18 protein-coding genes and 2 pseudogenes are annotated in these 17,586 nt (G+C 40.2%); 9 read left to right on the top strand and 11 right to left on the bottom strand.

All coding sequences use genetic code 11. The annotated features are described in order from the left end of the window. Positions 1–5 precede the first annotated feature (5 nt). Positions 6–695, bottom strand: coding sequence for a MarC family protein (locus ABOC21_RS19530; RefSeq protein ID WP_426812951.1), 690 nt, complete (start codon positions 693–695; stop codon positions 6–8). Between the two features lie 230 nt (positions 696–925). Here ABOC21_RS19530 and ABOC21_RS19525 point away from each other — a divergent pair. Beyond that, positions 926–1,188, top strand: a pseudogene (locus ABOC21_RS19525) (tyrosine-type recombinase/integrase); the annotation flags it as partial. Between the two features lie 356 nt (positions 1,189–1,544). On the opposite strand, the gene ABOC21_RS19520 reads toward ABOC21_RS19525, so the two are convergent. Further along, the gene (locus ABOC21_RS19520; RefSeq protein ID WP_426812950.1) at positions 1,545–3,002 is read right to left on the bottom strand and encodes a prepilin-type N-terminal cleavage/methylation domain-containing protein; all 1,458 of its coding nucleotides are present in this window, start codon (positions 3,000–3,002) and stop codon (positions 1,545–1,547) included. 474 nt (positions 3,003–3,476) lie between these two features. Here ABOC21_RS19520 and ABOC21_RS19515 point away from each other — a divergent pair, with 474 nt between their 5' ends. Then, positions 3,477–3,812, top strand: a complete 336-nt coding sequence (locus tag ABOC21_RS19515; protein ID WP_426812949.1) for a YegP family protein — start codon at positions 3,477–3,479, stop codon at positions 3,810–3,812. Between the two features lie 25 nt (positions 3,813–3,837). Here the strand turns inward: ABOC21_RS19515 and ABOC21_RS19510 are convergent, their stop codons facing one another. From ABOC21_RS19510 to ABOC21_RS19500, 3 genes are all read right to left on the bottom strand, one after another. Then, positions 3,838–4,080, bottom strand: a complete 243-nt coding sequence (locus ABOC21_RS19510; protein WP_426812948.1) for a hypothetical protein — start codon at positions 4,078–4,080, stop codon at positions 3,838–3,840. Between the two features lie 112 nt (positions 4,081–4,192). Further along, positions 4,193–4,648, bottom strand: a complete 456-nt coding sequence (gene traD, locus ABOC21_RS19505; RefSeq protein ID WP_426812947.1) for a conjugal transfer protein TraD — start codon at positions 4,646–4,648, stop codon at positions 4,193–4,195. A gap of 62 nt (positions 4,649–4,710) precedes the next feature. Then, entirely contained in the window at positions 4,711–5,262 is a 552-nt protein-coding gene (locus ABOC21_RS19500) for a hypothetical protein (RefSeq protein ID WP_426812946.1), read from the bottom strand. Between the two features lie 412 nt (positions 5,263–5,674). Here ABOC21_RS19500 and mobQ point away from each other — a divergent pair, with 412 nt between their 5' ends. The 3 genes from mobQ to ABOC21_RS19485 all read left to right on the top strand — a co-directional run bounded on the left by mobQ (position 5,675) and on the right by ABOC21_RS19485 (position 8,264). Then, entirely contained in the window at positions 5,675–7,150 is a 1,476-nt protein-coding gene (gene mobQ / locus ABOC21_RS19495; protein ID WP_426812945.1) for a MobQ family relaxase, read from the top strand. 111 nt (positions 7,151–7,261) lie between these two features. After that, positions 7,262–7,408, top strand: a complete 147-nt coding sequence (locus ABOC21_RS19490) for a type I restriction-modification system subunit M N-terminal domain-containing protein (protein ID WP_426812944.1) — start codon at positions 7,262–7,264, stop codon at positions 7,406–7,408. Positions 7,409–7,454: 46 nt separating this feature from the next. Then, positions 7,455–8,264, top strand: coding sequence for a DUF6933 domain-containing protein (locus ABOC21_RS19485; protein WP_426812943.1), 810 nt, complete (start codon positions 7,455–7,457; stop codon positions 8,262–8,264). 83 nt (positions 8,265–8,347) lie between these two features. Here the strand turns inward: ABOC21_RS19485 and ABOC21_RS19480 are convergent, their stop codons facing one another. From ABOC21_RS19480 to ABOC21_RS19460, 5 genes and pseudogenes are all read right to left on the bottom strand, one after another. Next, positions 8,348–8,923, bottom strand: coding sequence for a hypothetical protein (locus ABOC21_RS19480; RefSeq protein WP_426812942.1), 576 nt, complete (start codon positions 8,921–8,923; stop codon positions 8,348–8,350). A 90-nt stretch (positions 8,924–9,013) separates the two neighbouring features. Next, positions 9,014–9,298 carry a hypothetical protein gene (locus ABOC21_RS19475; RefSeq protein WP_426812941.1) on the bottom strand — a complete coding sequence of 95 codons (285 nt, stop codon included), beginning with the start codon at positions 9,296–9,298 and terminating at the stop codon, positions 9,014–9,016. 320 nt (positions 9,299–9,618) lie between these two features. Continuing rightward, positions 9,619–10,314, bottom strand: a pseudogene (locus tag ABOC21_RS19470) (IS1 family transposase); the annotation flags it as partial. A gap of 46 nt (positions 10,315–10,360) precedes the next feature. Continuing rightward, positions 10,361–11,206: an IS5 family transposase gene (locus ABOC21_RS19465; protein ID WP_426812940.1), complete on the bottom strand. Its 846-nt coding sequence runs from the start codon at positions 11,204–11,206 to the stop codon at positions 10,361–10,363. A gap of 200 nt (positions 11,207–11,406) precedes the next feature. Beyond that, positions 11,407–12,024 (bottom strand): replication/maintenance protein RepL, encoded by a 618-nt coding sequence (locus tag ABOC21_RS19460; RefSeq protein WP_426812939.1) that lies wholly within the window; start codon positions 12,022–12,024, stop codon positions 11,407–11,409. Between the two features lie 1,421 nt (positions 12,025–13,445). On the opposite strand from ABOC21_RS19460, the gene ABOC21_RS19455 reads away from it, so the two are divergent. The 4 genes from ABOC21_RS19455 to ABOC21_RS19440 all read left to right on the top strand — a co-directional run bounded on the left by ABOC21_RS19455 (position 13,446) and on the right by ABOC21_RS19440 (position 17,146). Next, positions 13,446–13,958, top strand: coding sequence for a replication/maintenance protein RepL (locus tag ABOC21_RS19455; protein ID WP_426812938.1), 513 nt, complete (start codon positions 13,446–13,448; stop codon positions 13,956–13,958). Continuing rightward, a complete protein-coding gene (locus tag ABOC21_RS19450; RefSeq protein ID WP_426812937.1) occupies positions 13,945–14,319 on the top strand; it encodes a hypothetical protein in 375 nt (124 codons plus the stop codon). The genes ABOC21_RS19455 and ABOC21_RS19450 overlap by 14 nt, the downstream gene beginning before the upstream one ends. Positions 14,320–14,607: 288 nt before the next feature. After that, on the top strand, positions 14,608–14,754 hold the full coding sequence (locus ABOC21_RS19445; RefSeq protein WP_426815599.1) for a hypothetical protein: 147 nt from the start codon (positions 14,608–14,610) through the stop codon (positions 14,752–14,754). 856 nt (positions 14,755–15,610) lie between these two features. Next, on the top strand, positions 15,611–17,146 hold the full coding sequence (locus ABOC21_RS19440) for a retron Ec67 family RNA-directed DNA polymerase/endonuclease (protein WP_426812936.1): 1,536 nt from the start codon (positions 15,611–15,613) through the stop codon (positions 17,144–17,146). A gap of 137 nt (positions 17,147–17,283) precedes the next feature. Here ABOC21_RS19440 and ABOC21_RS19435 read toward each other — a convergent pair whose 3' ends face one another. After that, the gene (locus ABOC21_RS19435; RefSeq protein WP_426812935.1) at positions 17,284–17,535 is read right to left on the bottom strand and encodes an H-NS family histone-like protein; all 252 of its coding nucleotides are present in this window, start codon (positions 17,533–17,535) and stop codon (positions 17,284–17,286) included. Positions 17,536–17,586: the final 51 nt, after the last annotated feature.

Here is a 17,586-nt window from a genome sequence, read left to right as displayed (position 1 = left end):
GCATTCTACTTTATGGATTGTAGTAGGTTAACGCTTCCGTTCCATAGTATCTGAATGCCAACACAAAAAAGTAGAAACGCGGATAACTTTAACAATACATTTTTCCCATTCTCACCTAACTTATCTGATATTGATTCAGCATATGCGTAGCATATATAGATAATAAAGCACACAATACCTGTTGCAACGACCGCGCCCAATATACTGGCTGATATTTCTTTTACTTCTGTAGATACTGTTTGTAAGTTAGCGGAAAGTGCTATTGCTACGGATATGGTTCCGGGACCTACTGTTAAGGGGAATGTTATAGGATAAAATGCATTTTCTAAAATATTTGATTGTGTATTTTCTATTATTTCTTCACCCTTTCGTTCTGAGATTTCATTTTTTTCTCCTCCCAACATCTCCCAGCCAAGTTTTGCAACAAGGATACCGCCTGAAACTTCTACAATATCAATAGAAAGGTCAAATAGAGATAATGCATAAACGCCAAAACACATAGTAAAAACAATAAGAATAAAGCAATAGATTGCCGTTTTCTTTGCAATAAACCGTCTTTCTGTTTTCTTAATCCCATTTGTGACGGATAAAAAAAGTGGCGCATGCCCCGGTGGATTCAATATAGGAAAAAGTCCAGATATGACAAACATTGTCTTTGATACGAAAATGGAAAAAAATACTAATACATCTGACACTAAATTACTCCTGCATGTATATCCGCAACTTTCACAAAAAACAGCCACTAGGCACCCTAATTTCCTGCAAAATCATACACTACACCACTAAAAATTTCTTGGTGAATAAAACTATAATTTGATATTATAATGGAATATAAAATCATAAAAACAAATTATAATGGATATTAACACTACAAGGTAGAGACAAAACAGCCGTAACCTCCAAGATATCCTTACTATCTTCTTACAAAGCACTGCCTAAAATGGTATATGACACCCGAAACGGCCCGTGCGGTCGTGGTTTCCGTACCCTTATGTGCAGTACCTGAATTGAATCCGGACACTGCTCAGAAGACGTTGTTGAACGGCTAATGAGCCAAATGGTGAATACAACATTCGTGCAGCTAGATATTTTGAACAGCGCCTCCTTATGTTGCAATGGTGGGTTGATTTTCTTGATTCTTATCGGGGAGGTATGGTCAGACCGTTTGAGTTTGCGCAGAAGGGATAAATCGAACAAAGGCCACGGATGGTCATTGTCAATTTTTCCAGTCAGAACATAAACAATAAACTTTATAATCTAACCGCTCACATGCGAGTGGTAAAATATGTTAAGAGTGCATATATAAGCGCTTAGGTAATTATTAAAAATCAACCAGCCATTAAAATGGTATGATTTTGGATACCCAATATCATCTCATCACTCATCTGTTATGCCTGAGAAGCCAAATTAACTTGAAGCAAGCCATATAAACCACTATGTAAATATAAAGATTTATATGGCTAATATTAAATCCTGATAGTAATCAACCACACTTCACCTTTGAAACATTACTTACCGTATATACCTGAAAATCGCATCCACCATTATTCCCCCCAGCTATCGCTTTCAGTAAGCGATAGCTGGTGTGGCGTTACCCACCCACTAGAATATCTCCTGTCTGCCCTGCAACCCGCTTTATATCCGACCGTTCCATAATAGGCGAAAATTGCCGTGTCAGAAGGACAGTAATTATTTCCATATCCAGAGACGTAAGAGATACTGGTAGTATATTCAGTTATCCCCGCTCCGGACTGCCACTTGCCGCTCACGCAGGACAATGTTCTGCCAGAAGTATCTTTGCTTATCAGGCCATCTGCATTGCAAACCGTACCTGCTTCAACAGTAGACGTGGGCTGCAAATACTGCCCTGAAACCGTTCCCGAAGCGGTGATATTACCTGACGCAGAGACAGCACCCGTGGTTTTAACGTCATTTGACGCTGACAAAATAAGATCGCCACGTATCTTTTGACTTCCCAATATATCAAGCTTAACCGATGAGTTGTTATCGCCGTTAAGGGAGAGGTAACCATCACCCGCCCCGCCTGCCACGTTAATCAGCACCGCATTCTGATTACTCGAACCGCCTCCACCGATTTGAAGGCGGCTGTTATTGGTTTTGGCTGAGACATAACTTTCAGAGTTTATTCCGCTTTTAACCGTGAGATAACTGCTCATGTTCACATTTTTACCAAAAGACGAAAAACCCGCAACGTATAAATCTGCGGAAACATTCACGTTCTTTGCAAAGCGTCCATAGGAACCATTGAACGATACAGCACTGATATCGCCCGACGCGGTAATATCTTTGACATTGTTTATATCATTTCCGCCCATGTTCAGATCGCCTGTCATTGGCAGAGTACCGTCACGACGCAAGTAAACCGAATACATGGAAGAATCATAACCCACACGATAGCCAAGCAGACCCACTTTATTGATGCTGGAAAATCCCGAAGTTGTTTCAGACCACAAACCGCTATAACCTGAGATCTGGTTAGTAAGTTTGCTCATGCCACTGTCAATACCTGCTGTCTGCATGGCCTTTCCAAGCAGATCGTAACGAACCTTGTTTCCTTCTGTCCAGGCAGCGTTCGTGGTGATTAATCCGTTGATAACATAGTTGGGAGCCGTTCCGTTCCTTTTCAGTAAAATCGTATAGGCTGATTTGCTAATATTTACGCCAGTAAAAGAGGAAGGCAATAATCCTTCATTGATCAGTGTCTGGTAGGTAATGGTACAGACAGACCCCGAACAGGTTCGAGGTCCCGGATCGGTGCTTGTTCCTGTTGATGCCGTCAGCGTGGATAGTTTATCGTAGCGGATACTGATATAACTGTTTACCGCCTCGCCAAGCTGCCTGATTTGTTCTCCTGCTATTTTGGCCTGTATATTTTCCTGTTCCTGTTTCAGATCCTGAAAACGCATAAATGAAACTGCTGATGCAATCGCTAATACCAGAATCAATTCCAGTAAAGAAAAACCTTTCTTTTTTATTCTCATTGATATATCCCTTTGTTAAGTTATTTTAATTATGTAGTAATCGATATAAATAAAAAGTCAATAAAGAAGCCCTGAAAACCAACAAAAATCCTGACAGATATTACGCTGAATAAACAGGGCTAAAAAATAACAATCAAGGGTTGTATAACAACATATTTTTAATTAACACATAAGGAGGCAAAGTCAAGCGTTGTGATTAAATAATATAACAATTTAAAAAATCACTACCGCACCCGGTGGGTTTGGTCAACCTCGTATATTGTAAAACAAGTTTTAAAATATACGAGGTTTCTTTTCTTTTGATATACACCTGTCAAATGCGTTAATTATGATTCACTTGAATAAGTCCATAGGATAATTCCGTTTATTTTATTTTAAACAAAAGTTTGAAATATACGGATTTGTGTTCATACTTTAAGTGAAATGTGCACATACATAGAACATGTTTATTTATCATATAAACAAGGAGTTATCATGTCAGGATGGTTCGAGTTAAACAAAAGCAGTGATGGGCAGTTCAGGTTTGTTCTCAAAGCCGGTAATGGGGAGACCATTCTTACCAGTGAACTTTACACAACCAAAGGTGCAGCAGAAAACGGCATTGCATCAGTTCAGGCAAACAGCCCTCTCGATGAACGCTATGAGAAAAAAGTTTCCTCAAATGGCAAATGCTTTTTTAATCTCAAAGCTGCTAATCATCAGGTTATTGGCACAAGTCAGATGTATGCCAGTACTCAATCACGTGAAACAGGTATTGCATCAGTAAAAAGTAATGGTGTTTCTGGCATTACCAAAGATAACACGTTGTAAACCTGCTTAAAGACAGATCTACAATTTATGGTCTGTCTTTTCTATTTTTTTTCTTAATTCCGTTAACCATCTTATCTGCCTTACATCTTTCCAGTGCTTTCGATAACTTTTCAAAAAATCGTTGTTCTGTAAAAGCCCGGATAACATTCCTTTGATCTATGCTCAATCCATTTCTTCTGTTCAGATCCTGTCTGTAATCCATCACAAAAGCAATAATATCTGTTTTTAACTCTTCATAAAAAACACCTTCACATTCTGGTGTCGCCATTTCAGGAAAACAATCGGCGAGTATGGTATACAGAAAGAATGATACACTTTCTATTGCTGACGCTATCACCTCATTATCACTGGCGTTATTACTTATAGACAGATTATTAATATCATTCCTTTTTCTTACCAAGTCTGCGCTCCAACATCAAGTTAAAATTATTAACCTTCACAGTCGTTTTCCTTTCTAAATGATCACATTTTTCTGACAACTCGATTTCTGAGAGATCTTCGGTAGATTGCTGTTGGTCATCCTTTTTTTCTGGCTCAGACTTTTTAACTGAATTTTTATTTTCCTGTTCTTTTCGAAGATTTTCATTTTGTCTGGCTCTGGCCCCGTTACTTATGTAGCGTTCTAAATCTGTTTTCGTTGCCGTGGCGAAAGTCATAAGAAATCCAACCAAAATATCCTGTTCAATATCCAGCCCCAGGTACTTTGCAACCTCACCACCTAAGACAATTTTACGGTGTGTTTTTTCTTTTCTCGTTAATACTTTTTGAGCCGTTGTCAATCTGTTCAGTTCCTGTTGTGCTGATGCCAGCAACTGACTTAAATCTTTTTGCTTCATATGTTTCTCCTGTTATGTTTTAAATTAAATGGTTCATATAAGCAAAGAGATATATCTCTTTGTTATTTCGTTGCCGATACCAGTATATCAAGGTGATTTTTAATACTTTCATAAACTCTGCCTGCATCAAGAACAGCCATGAATACCGTAAACAGGATCTGTTTTTCTTCTTGTTCCATATAAAACCATTGACTTTTATTATTCGCCAGTCTTCCTTTTGTTGAAAATGAGGATAAAATCACTTCCCGCTTAACTGAAAAGCCAAATAATCCCTTAATCACTGTTCTTGCTGTCGTATAGGTTGAATCTATCTCGAAATAATGCAGAAACAACCCTGTTACGACGATCACTAACTCCTGCATAATGCTTCTTTTAAGCGAAGATATGGCGTTACCGTACCTTCCGGCAAGGGTTCTGGTTGATGTGTTTTCACTTTCTGCGTAAGATCCTAACTGATGTTTTTCTCTGATGGTTCTGAATTCGCTATCAACTTTAATATCGTTCAACTGGATGTTAATTTCTGCGTCATTTCCATTGCAGTTAATAAAAAACCATTTCGATTCGATATCATACATTCCATTTTTACTGTTCTTTATGTCTATTATTTTACTCATTCCCTTTCCCTGTGATTAATTTAACATTAAAGCGTCTCTTCATTCGACGCTAAATATGAATTAACATATATTTTTTGTTTTGCAAATTTTACAAGATTTAAATTCCGAGTTATATTATTAATATAAGCAAAAGGAAAAACATTCCGCGTTCAACTTATATCCCTTTACCCCAAAGCTTACGCGCCTCTTCATTCGGCGCTTACACCAGAGTAAATCCTTACCATTGTTTTATTGTTATTCGGCGCAAGCTGAATAAAAAATAAATACAATGCCCACTTATACATTGCTTCGCAACGTGTGGGCCTGGCGGGGGCCTTAAAGTCAAAACATAAGTTTTTCTTGCGAAAAACTAAAAGCAGCAAAGGTCAACACCTTTAAAACAAATTAAAACCAACAGGAGTGTTTTTGTAGTATGGCAATATTTCATTTATCGTTTAGCATGCTAAAAAGATCCGCAGGAAAATCGTCCTGTTATCTTGCCGCATATAACGCAAGAGAAAAAATAGAAGATCTGAGAACAGGAGACGTGTACGATTATTCATATCGTTCTGACCTGTTCCACCATTGCATTCTTGCACCAGAACACACGCCTTATAATATTGTGGAAAACTCTGCTGTGTTGTGGAACGAAATAGAACAAATAGAAAAGAGAAAAGATGCGCAACTCTCACGTTATTTTGATATCGCTATTCCTGTTGAACTGGATAACGATGCCAAAATCGCGTTAGTGAAAAACTACTGCAAACGTAATTTTGTCAGTAAGGGCATGATTGCCGATATCTCTTTCCATGACCTTGACGGTCATAATCCTCATGCTCACGTTATGCTTACACTACGCGAGATAACACCACAAGGTTTCGGCAACAAGAACAGAAGCTGGAACGAGCATGATTTAATGGATGAATGGCGTGCGTCATGGTCCAGAATGTCTAACCGTGCACTGGAACGTACTGGTTCTGCGAATCGCATGGATCACCGTTCCCTTTCAGCGCAGCGTGAAGAAGCGATTGCTTTGGCTAATGCTGCACAGGAAGCGGGAAGACAGGATATCGCTAATGAACAACTGGCAAAGGCTGTTGAACTTAACCGTCCTGCGCTTACAAGGATAGACCGTAAATCATGGCATACCAAAAGAGCCAAAGCCCTACGCGCCGCAGAGCAGGTTCAGGCAGCGCAGAAGAAACAAGCTGCTAACGATTTCAGGCAGTTGTTTAACAGTGATGTGAGCCATCTCATTACCGTCAACCTCAACACTTTCCGCATCGAAACCGTTAAAGCAAATCCAGCACCACATCACCCGATGCAACGTTCGCCAGAACCCGTTCGTCAGCCTGTACTGGTTGTTCCCGAAAGAAAGCGCCGCTTTAAGCCTGTCGAGGCTAAGCAAAAGGATATGTCCCTTTACTATGGTGTTGCACCAAAAACAGAAAAACCAACGCTGTTAAGGCGTAAGCGTAAGATCAATTTGCACAAGCTGTATGATTTTATTAAATCTTTTATGAGTGTGTTGGTTAAGCACCCTGTTCAGAAAGCCGAACCAGAACTCGCTACTGCTACCGTAGCCACACCACCTGTTATCAATTCTCTACAAGACGCAGAAATCCTAACGGATATTTCGCCGGATGAGATCATGATTGACCCCGTTACTAAATTGAAGATCACCCGCAGGCAGTGGGATGCTATGGGGACTACCAGTAAATCAGCAAACGTTTCCGTACCTCCGGACGCGAACTACAACCACGAGCATGAGAAAAAACAAGAGCCAGACAAAACAAACCGACCAGTTGCCTTTCCACCTTTACCAAAGGAAAAGAAAGTTGCTACAAAATCAAAAGGTTTCACCTTCCCAAAATTTCGCTTTGGTTCGGGTAAGCGCAAAGATGGGTGATTTTTATTCAAGCAGTCAAAATTCAGGGATTAAAAATCAACTGATAAACTCGTAACAACAGGAACTTTAAGGCAAAATAGGTCAATCGTCCGTATCTGGAAAATGACCGTAATGGCTAGAAAACCCAAAGAAATCAAAACAGACCCGTTAGAGGTCATCCTGTGGAAAGCGGCTGACAAGCTACGTAAGAACATTGATGCTGCCGAGTTCAAGCATGTTCTACCAGGACTGATTTTCCTCAATCATGGAGATTTGTAATGAAAAATAAATTTTTCTCTAACCCTAATGATGAGGGATTATCGATATGATGGTTATCAACTGCTCCGCAGCAGCGGCGACACACCTTTACGGTAGATACAAAAAAAATGTTGATGAAGGTTTCTTTGAGCCTGCTTCATCTGTACAGCAGACCATCATGGAACGTCAGTCAGACGTAAAGAATAAGGAAATCATTCAGTGGGTAGTTCATGCGGTCAAGATAGGTCGTTCTACCTGTCTGATTGCGATGGAATATGAAAGCCGTTGGGTGCATGTTATTCATCAGGTTCGCAAAGGCGATGTTCAGGGGTTTGTAGAACGCCTTAATACCCGACTGGTCAACGGCATGGGATGGCTGGGCGCTGATTATTCACTGTTTACTACTGCTGCTATGGAAAAATCCATAGACAGGTATTTCAAACAACACAAAGAAATTCGTTTTTACCAACAAACAGATCGCAGCGTCATGGCACATATTTCTCAGGTAAGTTATCAATTTCAATATACATATGATAAAGTCGGTGCGTTTCCCGAAGATGAAGAAATAGCACTTCATTTTGATTTGAGACTGAATGACGAGTGGCGTTGCATTAAAGGCGAAAACGACATTCTTAAAGCGCAGGAAAAAATGTTGTTAATCTGGCTGGTTCATTATAATAAGCTGTCTTTTGTAAAAGCAATGAGACTCATCGAGCAGGTTATATCTGCGAACAGATTAGCTTTTGACTCCACTGATAATATTCCTGATACAGACATGAATATTTTGAATAATATTCTTAATAACAAATCAATACCGGATGATATTAATGTGGTAGACATTAACAAATTTAAAAACAAATCCAAGAAGTCACATTAAAAGTTACGTACCAATCTGACAATTCTGATTCTGGAATTGTCAGATAAGTTCAAAACTAAAATAAATCACTTATAAATCAATAATCAGTTTACGACACCATCACGCAACTTTATCACCTTTTCTGCCATATTGCCATTGTTATGGGTGTTGAAAGTCCGATCTCCGATATCATAAACAACACCAGTAATATTCACTTTCTGTCCTTTCTTAAATTTTAAAATATCGTCATCCTGACCCGGATAGTAAGACAACAGCACAGCCCCACCACAATATTTCGTATCAGCCGTCTGGAAAATAATAGCGTAGGTTTTATGGTCTCGTTGTGCACCAAGATACTTCATTGTGTCATAGGCTTCCTGAGCTTCCAGAACAGTGGCGTTGCTGATGCTGATTTTCTTACCAATCCAGTTCTTTTTACCTGCCATAGCGTTTGCTTCATAATCACGGCAAATAACGCCTAAAGCGTTAACGGTGTTCACAGGGAGATTATCTGCTGCTGTTGTATTACCTTTACTACCGGAAGTACTTAAAGCATTACCCAGCGAAGATAAGGACGAGTTGATCGTTTCTCCTACTTTCCCTGTTGCTTCGTTTAACTGCTGGCAACCCGTTAATGCCAGCAGCACGGGAACACATAATGCTGTGATTGTTCTTTTCATTGTTACTCACCTGATTATTGTTTTAAAAAAAGCTCACTTCCTAGAAGCAGTGAGCCATTAAAATGATTGTTTTCCCTAGTGCTGGCGTACTTACCGGGCCGTTGGCCTGATCCAGCTAATCTTGTTTCTGTTCTTTATTTTTAAAATCAGTATCGGGCCAAGCATCATCGCCAGAAGAACGATAACCATTAATGGTGTTGAATGCGTTGCGAAAGCGACAATGAAGGCAGTGGGAATGCCAAGGATTGTTCCAACTACGGCTAAAAACTTCATCGTTTGCTGACTGACGTAGCCTTTTACTTCTTCCGCGCCACAACCACGACAAACAGAAGCACCCTGCTGGACTTCTGTTCTGCAAAACGGGCATTCAGACATGATTCTCACCTTAAAGAGAGGACGTAACCAATTGATATAATTGATCTAGAACTGAGAGAGTGTCATATCGTTTGTAACGATCAAAAATGGATTTATGATAGCCCTTAGCTATTATAAATCATTTATCGATCGTTTTAATCAATTGGATAACCGATCAATCTAGGCACATATGATAGCCTGTACCTATTGTTATCTATATATTGATCGATAGTACAGATCGTTTATCCAAATGATTTTCAACGGTTTGCAGGAACTAGCAGAGCGGAAATGTTGATATGGTGTTTAAATATTATACGGATACAGTTGAAATGACATGATATGTGAACGTAATTGCCTGTTGTCGGCTTGACGTTGATCTTGTCGTGCATCTCTTCAGACTTTGAGAAACATATGGTTTTGCGGGTAAGCCGCTTAAGATGTGTCCGCAGGTTCAGATTATGTCGCTCTATCCGCTGGGTGTATTTCTTGCTGATAACATGACTGGTTGAGGACAATAAAGTTCGGTATACCGGCCAGGCATCGGTCATGTAGAAGGCAATGCTAAACTGGCTCAGCAAAACCAGAAGACGCTTTAATGTCAGCGCATTTCGTGGGCCAAATACATGGGCGATGACGCGCTTTCGGATGCGGTCATAGGCATAAAACAGCCAGCGTTGATTGCCTTTACAGCGGACATATGACCACTGTTCATCGGCTTCACAGCAGATAACGACTTCTGCTCCTGGCTCAACGTTTTGTGCTACCTGATGCGGTGCCAGTTTTTTAGATGACGGAGAACGGTGTTAAGACTTATCCGCAGCACTCTGGACGTATCGCGGCATCCAGAGCCATTCATCGCCATATCAACAATAGTTTGATGAGTTTCGGGTTTCGCCCCGTTGTAGCGGTAGTCGAGCTGAAAGGTCTTCAGGCACTGCTTACAGCGATAGAGCCTGCGCCCCTGAACTGGAATGGCCGTTCCGGATAACCCCCTGAGTTTCAGAGCAACGGGGACAAACCACATCAATCTTTGCCATCAATCATCCAAAGAGCAAAGAGTACAACAACACTAGGCTGTGTCCCTTAATTACATAACCTCTTGTAAAACAATCGGATGCAACCCAGTTTCACCATCGCCAGATAATTCCTCGCCGTTTTGTCGTAACGTGTGGCAATGCGGCGGTATTCTTTCAGGCGACCAAAGCACCTCTCAACAACATTGCGATTGCGGTAGGCTTCACGATCGAGTGGTGAACGACCATCTGTGGCCATTTTTTCATTGGATTTACGCGGGATGACAACTTTTATCCCTCTTCTTTTCAGTTCGTTACGTAACGTATGTCCGGAGTAGGCTTTATCAGCCAGTACTGCATGACCACGGCGCTTGATACTTCCGTTCTGGCGCTGAACACCGATACCGTCCAGAAGACGTTGTGCAAACTGGCTTTCGTGAGCCTGACCGGGACTCAGTACGATGTTTAACGGCAGACCACTTCCGTCTGTCGCCAGATGAATTTTGGTGCCAAAACCACCGCGAGAGCGACCCAGCCCATTATCTCCGGTGATATCGGGTTGTTTTTTTGCGCACCGGCAGCACATTTCAGCGCCCGGATATTGCTGCCATCCAGTGCAGTGGCCGACCAGTCCACGAGGCCATGTGCATCCAGAGTCTGAAAGTAACTTGTTGAAAATAATGTTAATCACACCCGATTTTGACCATCGGTTAAAGCGGTTATAAACGGTCTTCCATGGGCCGTACCGTTCAGGTAAATCACGCCATGGTGCACCTGAACACAGCACCCAGAACATGCCGTTGATGATCATACGATGCTCCGCCCACGGACGCCCGGCCTGTGGAGAGGCAGACGCTGCTGGCAGAAAGGGTTGGATGATAGTCCATGCTTCATCGGGAATGTCGTAGCGAGCCATAGTTTAATATGTTGTGGAAACAGACAGTTACTATAGCTCAGGTGATTACGGGACACAGCCTAAGTCTGCGTCACGACCGACTGTCGTAAACTTTAATACCCTATATCCCTCATTATTAATTCATTGCCATATCTTTTGATAGCAGTCTAACGCTCTACAAGCCATTTTAAGCCTTTTACTATTGCACAAAAGGGATAACATCAGGTTAAATGTTTCTCTCCTTGTATGGCGTGTTTTTGCGTCTTTTTCACATTAGATTTCGATTCTGTCAGAATATAAGACTTAACAAAAGATAAACGATCACCGTTGAACATATAATCAGGATTAATGAAATATGAATTCTGTACTGTCGTTTCAGCAATAAAACCTTTGTTAGCAAGTTCTTTCATGCCTCGATAGTATGTTGACTCCGAGATCTTCACTATTTCTTGATCTATAAGCTCATACGCAAGAAAAACTCTGTCCGTGTCCTTAAAATCCTGTACTGTTCTGTATAGAATTTCAAAAACCTTTGTTCCCGCACCCGTGAGTTCCGTTAACGCTTTTACTCCGTTTATATAGAGTTTTAAAAACTGTGTTTTATCAACCTCCTGCCACTGAAAAAAACCAGCACCTGCTAACTGTTCTCCTGTATCTTCATTAATAACCAACAAACGATCTCTTCCTGTTGTAATCCTGCGAGATCCACTCTTTGTATTATTACTTGTTGTTTGCAAGAAAGGATTAGTTTTATATCGTGGTAATCCTCGCCTTGATTTTCTTAAACTCGATTTCTCGTTAACTTTGGCAATAGCAACATTGTTATCACAATCTTCCATATTTATCTCCTTTATTATTTTTATTTGATTGATAAGTTACGTCTTAACATCAGAATAAAATATGTCAAGTGTCAAAATCAAATTTATTTTGACATTTCAAGTTTTATTTGTCGATACTTAAAGTTCCAATGCGAATAGTAATCTTGACAGTTTATTTTTAACTATCAGAAAACAGTAAAATAATGACAGCTTACATTACCGATCCTGACAGTTCAATATGCAGGATCTGACAGTAACGATCCTTATTTAAAGCGGTCTGAGGGCAGTTTTCTTCTTCATTATTCATATAGAGCGAAGCAAGAGATGATCTGTATTGTTTCTATGAGGTAAAAAATATCTAACGATTTTCTTTTTTTTTAAGTAACCCTACACGGCTGTTGTGCCGTGTCATTGGGGTTCATATTTCTTGCTTCTTCTTTCTTTTATAATCAGAACACAAAACCTTTGGCCTCTGCTTCTTTGCCTTTTATGGCAACCAGCAGGCCAGGGACTGATGGTTTGTTATTTAATTAGTTTTTCTGTGCAGCACATTCGCTTGCTCATATGCTGCTTTAAAATTAAAACCCTTTGATAAAGGAAGCTGTCTTGATTTCGCTGTTCGCTCAATCGCTATGCGCTCACGCGCACTGATGACTTAAATAGCATAGATTTTCTGTTAAAACCATTTTCTACATCGCGTGAAGACTTTTCTTCATTTTAGGGGTGAAAAATGAAGTAAATCACTTCATCAGGTGAAGTAAAACGTTTTAAAAATTTAAATCTAAAGGGCGAGAGCCAGGGTTTTAGCGATTGAGCGCGTTAGCTCAATCAAGACAAGCCATTTATCCAAGGTTTTTAAATTTTGCGTAATGCGAGTAAGCGAGCATATAGCTATGAAAAACGTTACCACTATAACTATCAGCCCATACAGGCATTGCTGGTTGCCCCTTATAGGCAAAGAAGCAAATGCACTGTTATAGTGTTTGTTACTGTATAAAAGAAGCTCTTCAACCACCATGAACCCCACAGGCACAACCTTATGTTGTGCAGGGGTTTAATAACACAATTAAGAAAAACGTTTTACATCGTTATGAAAACTGGCGGAACGTCCAGTTTAAGTAAACATTTTCCAGTCGAAACCCATTGGGGCGATATTAAGATCGCACAGTGTTCCTGCTGTCCTCTTAGATCTTATATTTCTTATACTTCTTAATAGAAAAATAATCATATAAAACAATGAATTAAAATCTCATTTTATTCATGTTTGTTGATTTTTCTTCGGGTTTGTAGATCTTTCTTTGGGTTTGTTCTTTTTCTCTTCGGGTTTGTTGTATTTTACTTCAATATTTAAAATAAAAATGAAGAAAACACTTCAAAATATATTTGACACTGTGAAAGTCATAGTTATATATGTCTATAATAATAAGAAAAAAGGAAATGTAATGAACAACAACACCTATGATAAGAATCCATTTATATTGCAAAACGGTATTGAGACCCACACGAAAGATAAAAGAAGAACAGTGGCCCGTGGACGGAAATTTGAATCACCAGAGGGACAACGATACGAAAGTGTCATTCACTCTATACAGGAAGTTGATAAAGAGAAGTTCGTTAAGCTTTTCATTTCCAAAATCCGTGTTCTCTTTGATCTGTCCCTGACAGGTAATAAGCTATTTTACATATTTCTCTTTTCAATTTCTGACGCGATTGGTAAAGATCAGATTTATATGAATTTTGAAACAGCAAAAGATATAGCAAGTCAGTGTGATTTCAACTTATCCAATCCTGTATTTTATCGAGGAATAAAAGAGCTTATAGATAAGCAGATCATAGCACCAAGCAAATCCAAGTACATTTACTATATCAATCCTGCGGTGGTATTTAATGGCGACAGAGCCAGATTTATCGAAGAAATAAAAATAAAAAATGGAGATAAAAATGCTAAAAAATGAAATAAACGAAATACTAAACATTCATAATGATGAATACGGTATAGCCAACGTCATAACAAAATCACTTATTCGGTATTACTCGGTTAATGGCATCAGCCATGACCAGTTCCAGGATAATTATCTGAACTACCTGAGAATGATTTTCTCCGGTCGTCGGTTTCACTTTTTAGACAAAGAAAAACTACTGTCATGTAAAGACCAGATCCTTAGCACTGTCATGGTAGCAGTTCGAGAAGACCTGATAGGCAAAACAGGAACGGAGGAGCTTTACCTGTCCAGTATGTGGCAACCAGAAGCACTGGAAGCGGTTCTGGTTGAGCTTTTTGATAATAGGCATATTCTAACTATAATCAGCCACTGACGCGCTACGGAGCAGCCATACACCTTCACCCCCAGGACTTGCTGTTGGTCCGCTATGAGCGAGATATAGTCATTCGCACCCTGAGAATTACACTTTTAAGTGATTCAGGGTATGCGCTTACTGGTTACGAATATTGAGCGAGAATCACGTGATGATCGCCGCTTTTCTTTCGAGCCAGTAGGTGCTCCACGTTCGCTAACGAATACTCAGGGCATGCAGATAACTGCTGGCTATATTTCTTTCGAAGAGCGTGGAATGCATACCAATCCCCGATGAAAGGAGTTGGTGATGGCTGCGACTACTCAATTTGCTGCACACGTTGGTCTGGACTGGGCAGATAAAAAACACGATGTCTGTGTTCAGTTTAAGAACGGTGAACGTATATTCCAAGTGATTAGCGGACATTTGATTAATGTCAGCAATTACATTTTCTAACTCCACCTAACCATTGTGAAGTCTGTAAAAAAGCAAGGAGAAAAGCTCCGCTGGCGGAAAATCGTACTCGGTTAAAGCCTCCGCTGCCGGAGTTTTATCGAATGGAGTAGCAGGCATACCGGCGTGTTCTTGCCCGGTGCTGACCGCCAGCCCCTATACCTGGTATGTCTCCTGACTGAGAGAGGCACAACATGCAGCATTCAGCGCTGTAGCTGGTCAGGGAGATTCGATAGAATTGGCATTTTACCAAAAGGAAAGAAAAAACATCAGGGGCGGTCAGGCCATGAAATGAGAACAACGTCCCTCTGTGCAAGAAGCAGATGCTGCTGAAATAACAAAATGTCAGTCTGGCAGGAACAGATAAATTGCAAGCTGTCCGATTTTTGATATATTGAAGATGGTTTATGGGCAGATTTTGGGTCGCGTTTCGCGATCAGTGAAAAAAATGTCCGGTAAGTTTGCCCCCTCAGGGACTCACTGTCTTGGCGATTCTTAGGTTCTTGTCAAGTTTGCGTAAGAGTGCCCATAAACCTTTTTAAATGGGGACGTATAGTGAGTAGACTTTTATTATTAAAATCGGCAAAGACAAAGCCGGATTTAGCAAGAGTTTTAGGCATAAAACCTTCTGCATTAACGTATTGCTTGTATATCGTTAAGCCTGAAAATCAATACGTACAATTCGAGATCCCCAAGAGGAACGGGGGTAAAAGATTTATCAGCGCCCCGTCAGGAATGCTAAAAAAATTGCAATCCTCGCTTTCAGATTTATTACTTGACTGCCTAGATGAAATTATCTCTCTGAAATTCCCCAACTCAGATAGCGAGTCAAAAAGCAAAAAACTCTCTTGTTTTAAAAGTGAAGTGTTCAGGCTCAGGAACAAAACAGCCTTCGCTTTCGCATGGATTTGAAAGAAAACGTTCAATTATTACCAACGCAATGATGCACTTAGGGAAAAAGCACGTCTTCAATATTGACTTAGAAAACTTCTTTGGTAGTTTTAATTTCGGAAGGGTAAGAGGTTTTTTCATTAAAAACGGGAACTTTTTGCTTGAACCAGAAATATCTACGGTGATTGCAAAAATAGCCTGTTATAATAACGAACTGCCTCAGGGTAGTCCGTGCTCACCCGTCATTTCTAATTTAATTACTCATGCTTTAGATATTAAATTAGCAGCGGTCGCCGCAAAATATTCATGTACGTATACGAGATATGCAGACGATATAACTTTTTCAACCAGAAAGGAAAGTTTGCCCTCTTCTATAGCGAAATCAGATAATCATACTTTTGTTGCAGGGAAGGCCATCAGAAGAGAGATTGCCCGTTCAGGATTTTCGATTAATGAATCTAAAACGAGGGATCAATACAAAGACTCCCGGCAGGAAGTTACGGGGTTAGTCGTAAATAAAAAACCAAATACTAAAAAAGAATACTGGCGGCTTGTGCGCGCTCAGTGCAATCATCTGTTTAACACGGGTGAGTTTAAAGAGACGATAAATGGCGATGAGGTGACTGGCAACATTCACAGGCTCGAAGGGAAACTGACTTTCATTGACCAAGTTGATCATTATAACCGGCTTCGTCAAGGCGAAAAATTAAATCCTAAGTATCATTTAAAAAAAGACGCCATCAGAAAAAGTACCCCTTCAATCAGGCGTTATTTACACACATCTAGGGAGATAACATTTAGTAAGTTTCTTTTTTATCGCTGGTTCTATGGTAACACCAGACCTACGATTCTTACTGAAGGTCAGACTGATAATATTTATTTAAAGTCAGCAATATGGAGTCTCGCAGCCCAATTCCCTAAACTGGCAACTGGGAAAAGCGCCGCAGAGCCTTATAAGACTTTGACTCAGTTTTTTAAATATAATGAGCGAACCCGATACTTATTGGAGCTTTTTGGTGGTGGTGATTATCTAAAGAATTTTGTAGTCAATTACCAAAAATTGTTTAATGCTTATAAAGCACCTAAACCGTCGCATCCCGTAATCTTATTCGTAGATAATGACTCTGGCCCAAGTAACCTGATCAATGAAGTTAAAAAAACTAAGGGTATTGATATTTTTCCCGCGGGCATAGGTGTGTCCGACATCCGTCAGTCTGAATTTGTTCATATTTTTTGCAATCTTTATCTGGTGCTCACACCTCAGGGGATGGGAGGCTCTGAGACTGATATTGAGTATTTTTTTAGTGATGTTGATCGGCTAAGGGTACATAAAGGAAAGCGTTTTAATACGGTCGCCAACCGTGACAAAGTTAATGACCTAAGTAAAGAAGCATTTGCGACGCATATTATTAAGGCGCAGAAAGGTATTATTGATTTTTCACGGTTTACTCATCTTTTAGAGCGCATAGAAAAAGTTATAGATCACTATAATTCAATTAAGTGATCTCGCTTATAGCCGGTAGATATCAAATCCAGGTACTGGTAAGGTTTTGATTGTCGGTAAACTGCGGGTTTTGCCGAATGCGGTCGAATAGGAAAGTATCAGTCCGATTTTGGCACACAACAGCCCTTTCCTTGATACTACCCAGTTCCATGAGGCTGACGCAACAGATCCTCCATACAAATCCCATCCTTTCTCATCTGCTCAAGGATCTTCTCCATTCTTATCTGCCGTACAGCCTCTTCCCCAATCTCTGCATAGTGCTCAGCCCGCCGTTCAGCCACTACCTTTCTAAACTTAACCAAAATCTGTTCAAGTGTTTTGATATCCGTTGTGGCAGCGGCTTGTTGTATTTTTCTGTACTGGTACAGGATATGAAATTCATCGCTCATTTTTGTCCCCTGGATGTATTTCTGGTAAAGGAAAAACTTTTAAATTATGCT

The sequence above is a fragment of the Klebsiella sp. WOUb02 genome (assembly GCF_050058015.1).
GTDB lineage: Bacteria > Pseudomonadota > Gammaproteobacteria > Enterobacterales > Enterobacteriaceae > Klebsiella.
The sequence above is the reverse complement of the archived record's forward strand: the minus strand, read 5'-3'. Positions and strand labels throughout refer to the sequence as shown.

Coding starts and splice junctions, on each gene's coding strand:
- ABOC21_RS19460 (WP_426812939.1), bottom strand. CDS start 12,024: ATGGAAGATTGTGATAACAATGTTGCTATTGCCAAAGTTAACGAGAAA.
- ABOC21_RS19455 (WP_426812938.1), top strand. CDS start 13,446: ATGAACAACAACACCTATGATAAGAATCCATTTATATTGCAAAACGGT.
- ABOC21_RS19490 (WP_426812944.1), top strand. CDS start 7,262: ATGGCTAGAAAACCCAAAGAAATCAAAACAGACCCGTTAGAGGTCATC.
- ABOC21_RS19465 (WP_426812940.1), bottom strand. CDS start 11,206: ATGGCTCGCTACGACATTCCCGATGAAGCATGGACTATCATCCAACCC.
- ABOC21_RS19515 (WP_426812949.1), top strand. CDS start 3,477: ATGTCAGGATGGTTCGAGTTAAACAAAAGCAGTGATGGGCAGTTCAGG.
- ABOC21_RS19445 (WP_426815599.1), top strand. CDS start 14,608: ATGGCTGCGACTACTCAATTTGCTGCACACGTTGGTCTGGACTGGGCA.
- ABOC21_RS19485 (WP_426812943.1), top strand. CDS start 7,455: ATGATGGTTATCAACTGCTCCGCAGCAGCGGCGACACACCTTTACGGT.
- ABOC21_RS19435 (WP_426812935.1), bottom strand. CDS start 17,535: ATGAGCGATGAATTTCATATCCTGTACCAGTACAGAAAAATACAACAA.
- ABOC21_RS19480 (WP_426812942.1), bottom strand. CDS start 8,923: ATGAAAAGAACAATCACAGCATTATGTGTTCCCGTGCTGCTGGCATTA.
- traD (WP_426812947.1), bottom strand. CDS start 4,648: ATGAAGCAAAAAGATTTAAGTCAGTTGCTGGCATCAGCACAACAGGAA.
- ABOC21_RS19450 (WP_426812937.1), top strand. CDS start 13,945: ATGCTAAAAAATGAAATAAACGAAATACTAAACATTCATAATGATGAA.
- ABOC21_RS19520 (WP_426812950.1), bottom strand. CDS start 3,002: ATGAGAATAAAAAAGAAAGGTTTTTCTTTACTGGAATTGATTCTGGTA.
- ABOC21_RS19510 (WP_426812948.1), bottom strand. CDS start 4,080: ATGGCGACACCAGAATGTGAAGGTGTTTTTTATGAAGAGTTAAAAACA.
- mobQ (WP_426812945.1), top strand. CDS start 5,675: ATGGCAATATTTCATTTATCGTTTAGCATGCTAAAAAGATCCGCAGGA.
- ABOC21_RS19475 (WP_426812941.1), bottom strand. CDS start 9,298: ATGTCTGAATGCCCGTTTTGCAGAACAGAAGTCCAGCAGGGTGCTTCT.
- ABOC21_RS19500 (WP_426812946.1), bottom strand. CDS start 5,262: ATGAGTAAAATAATAGACATAAAGAACAGTAAAAATGGAATGTATGAT.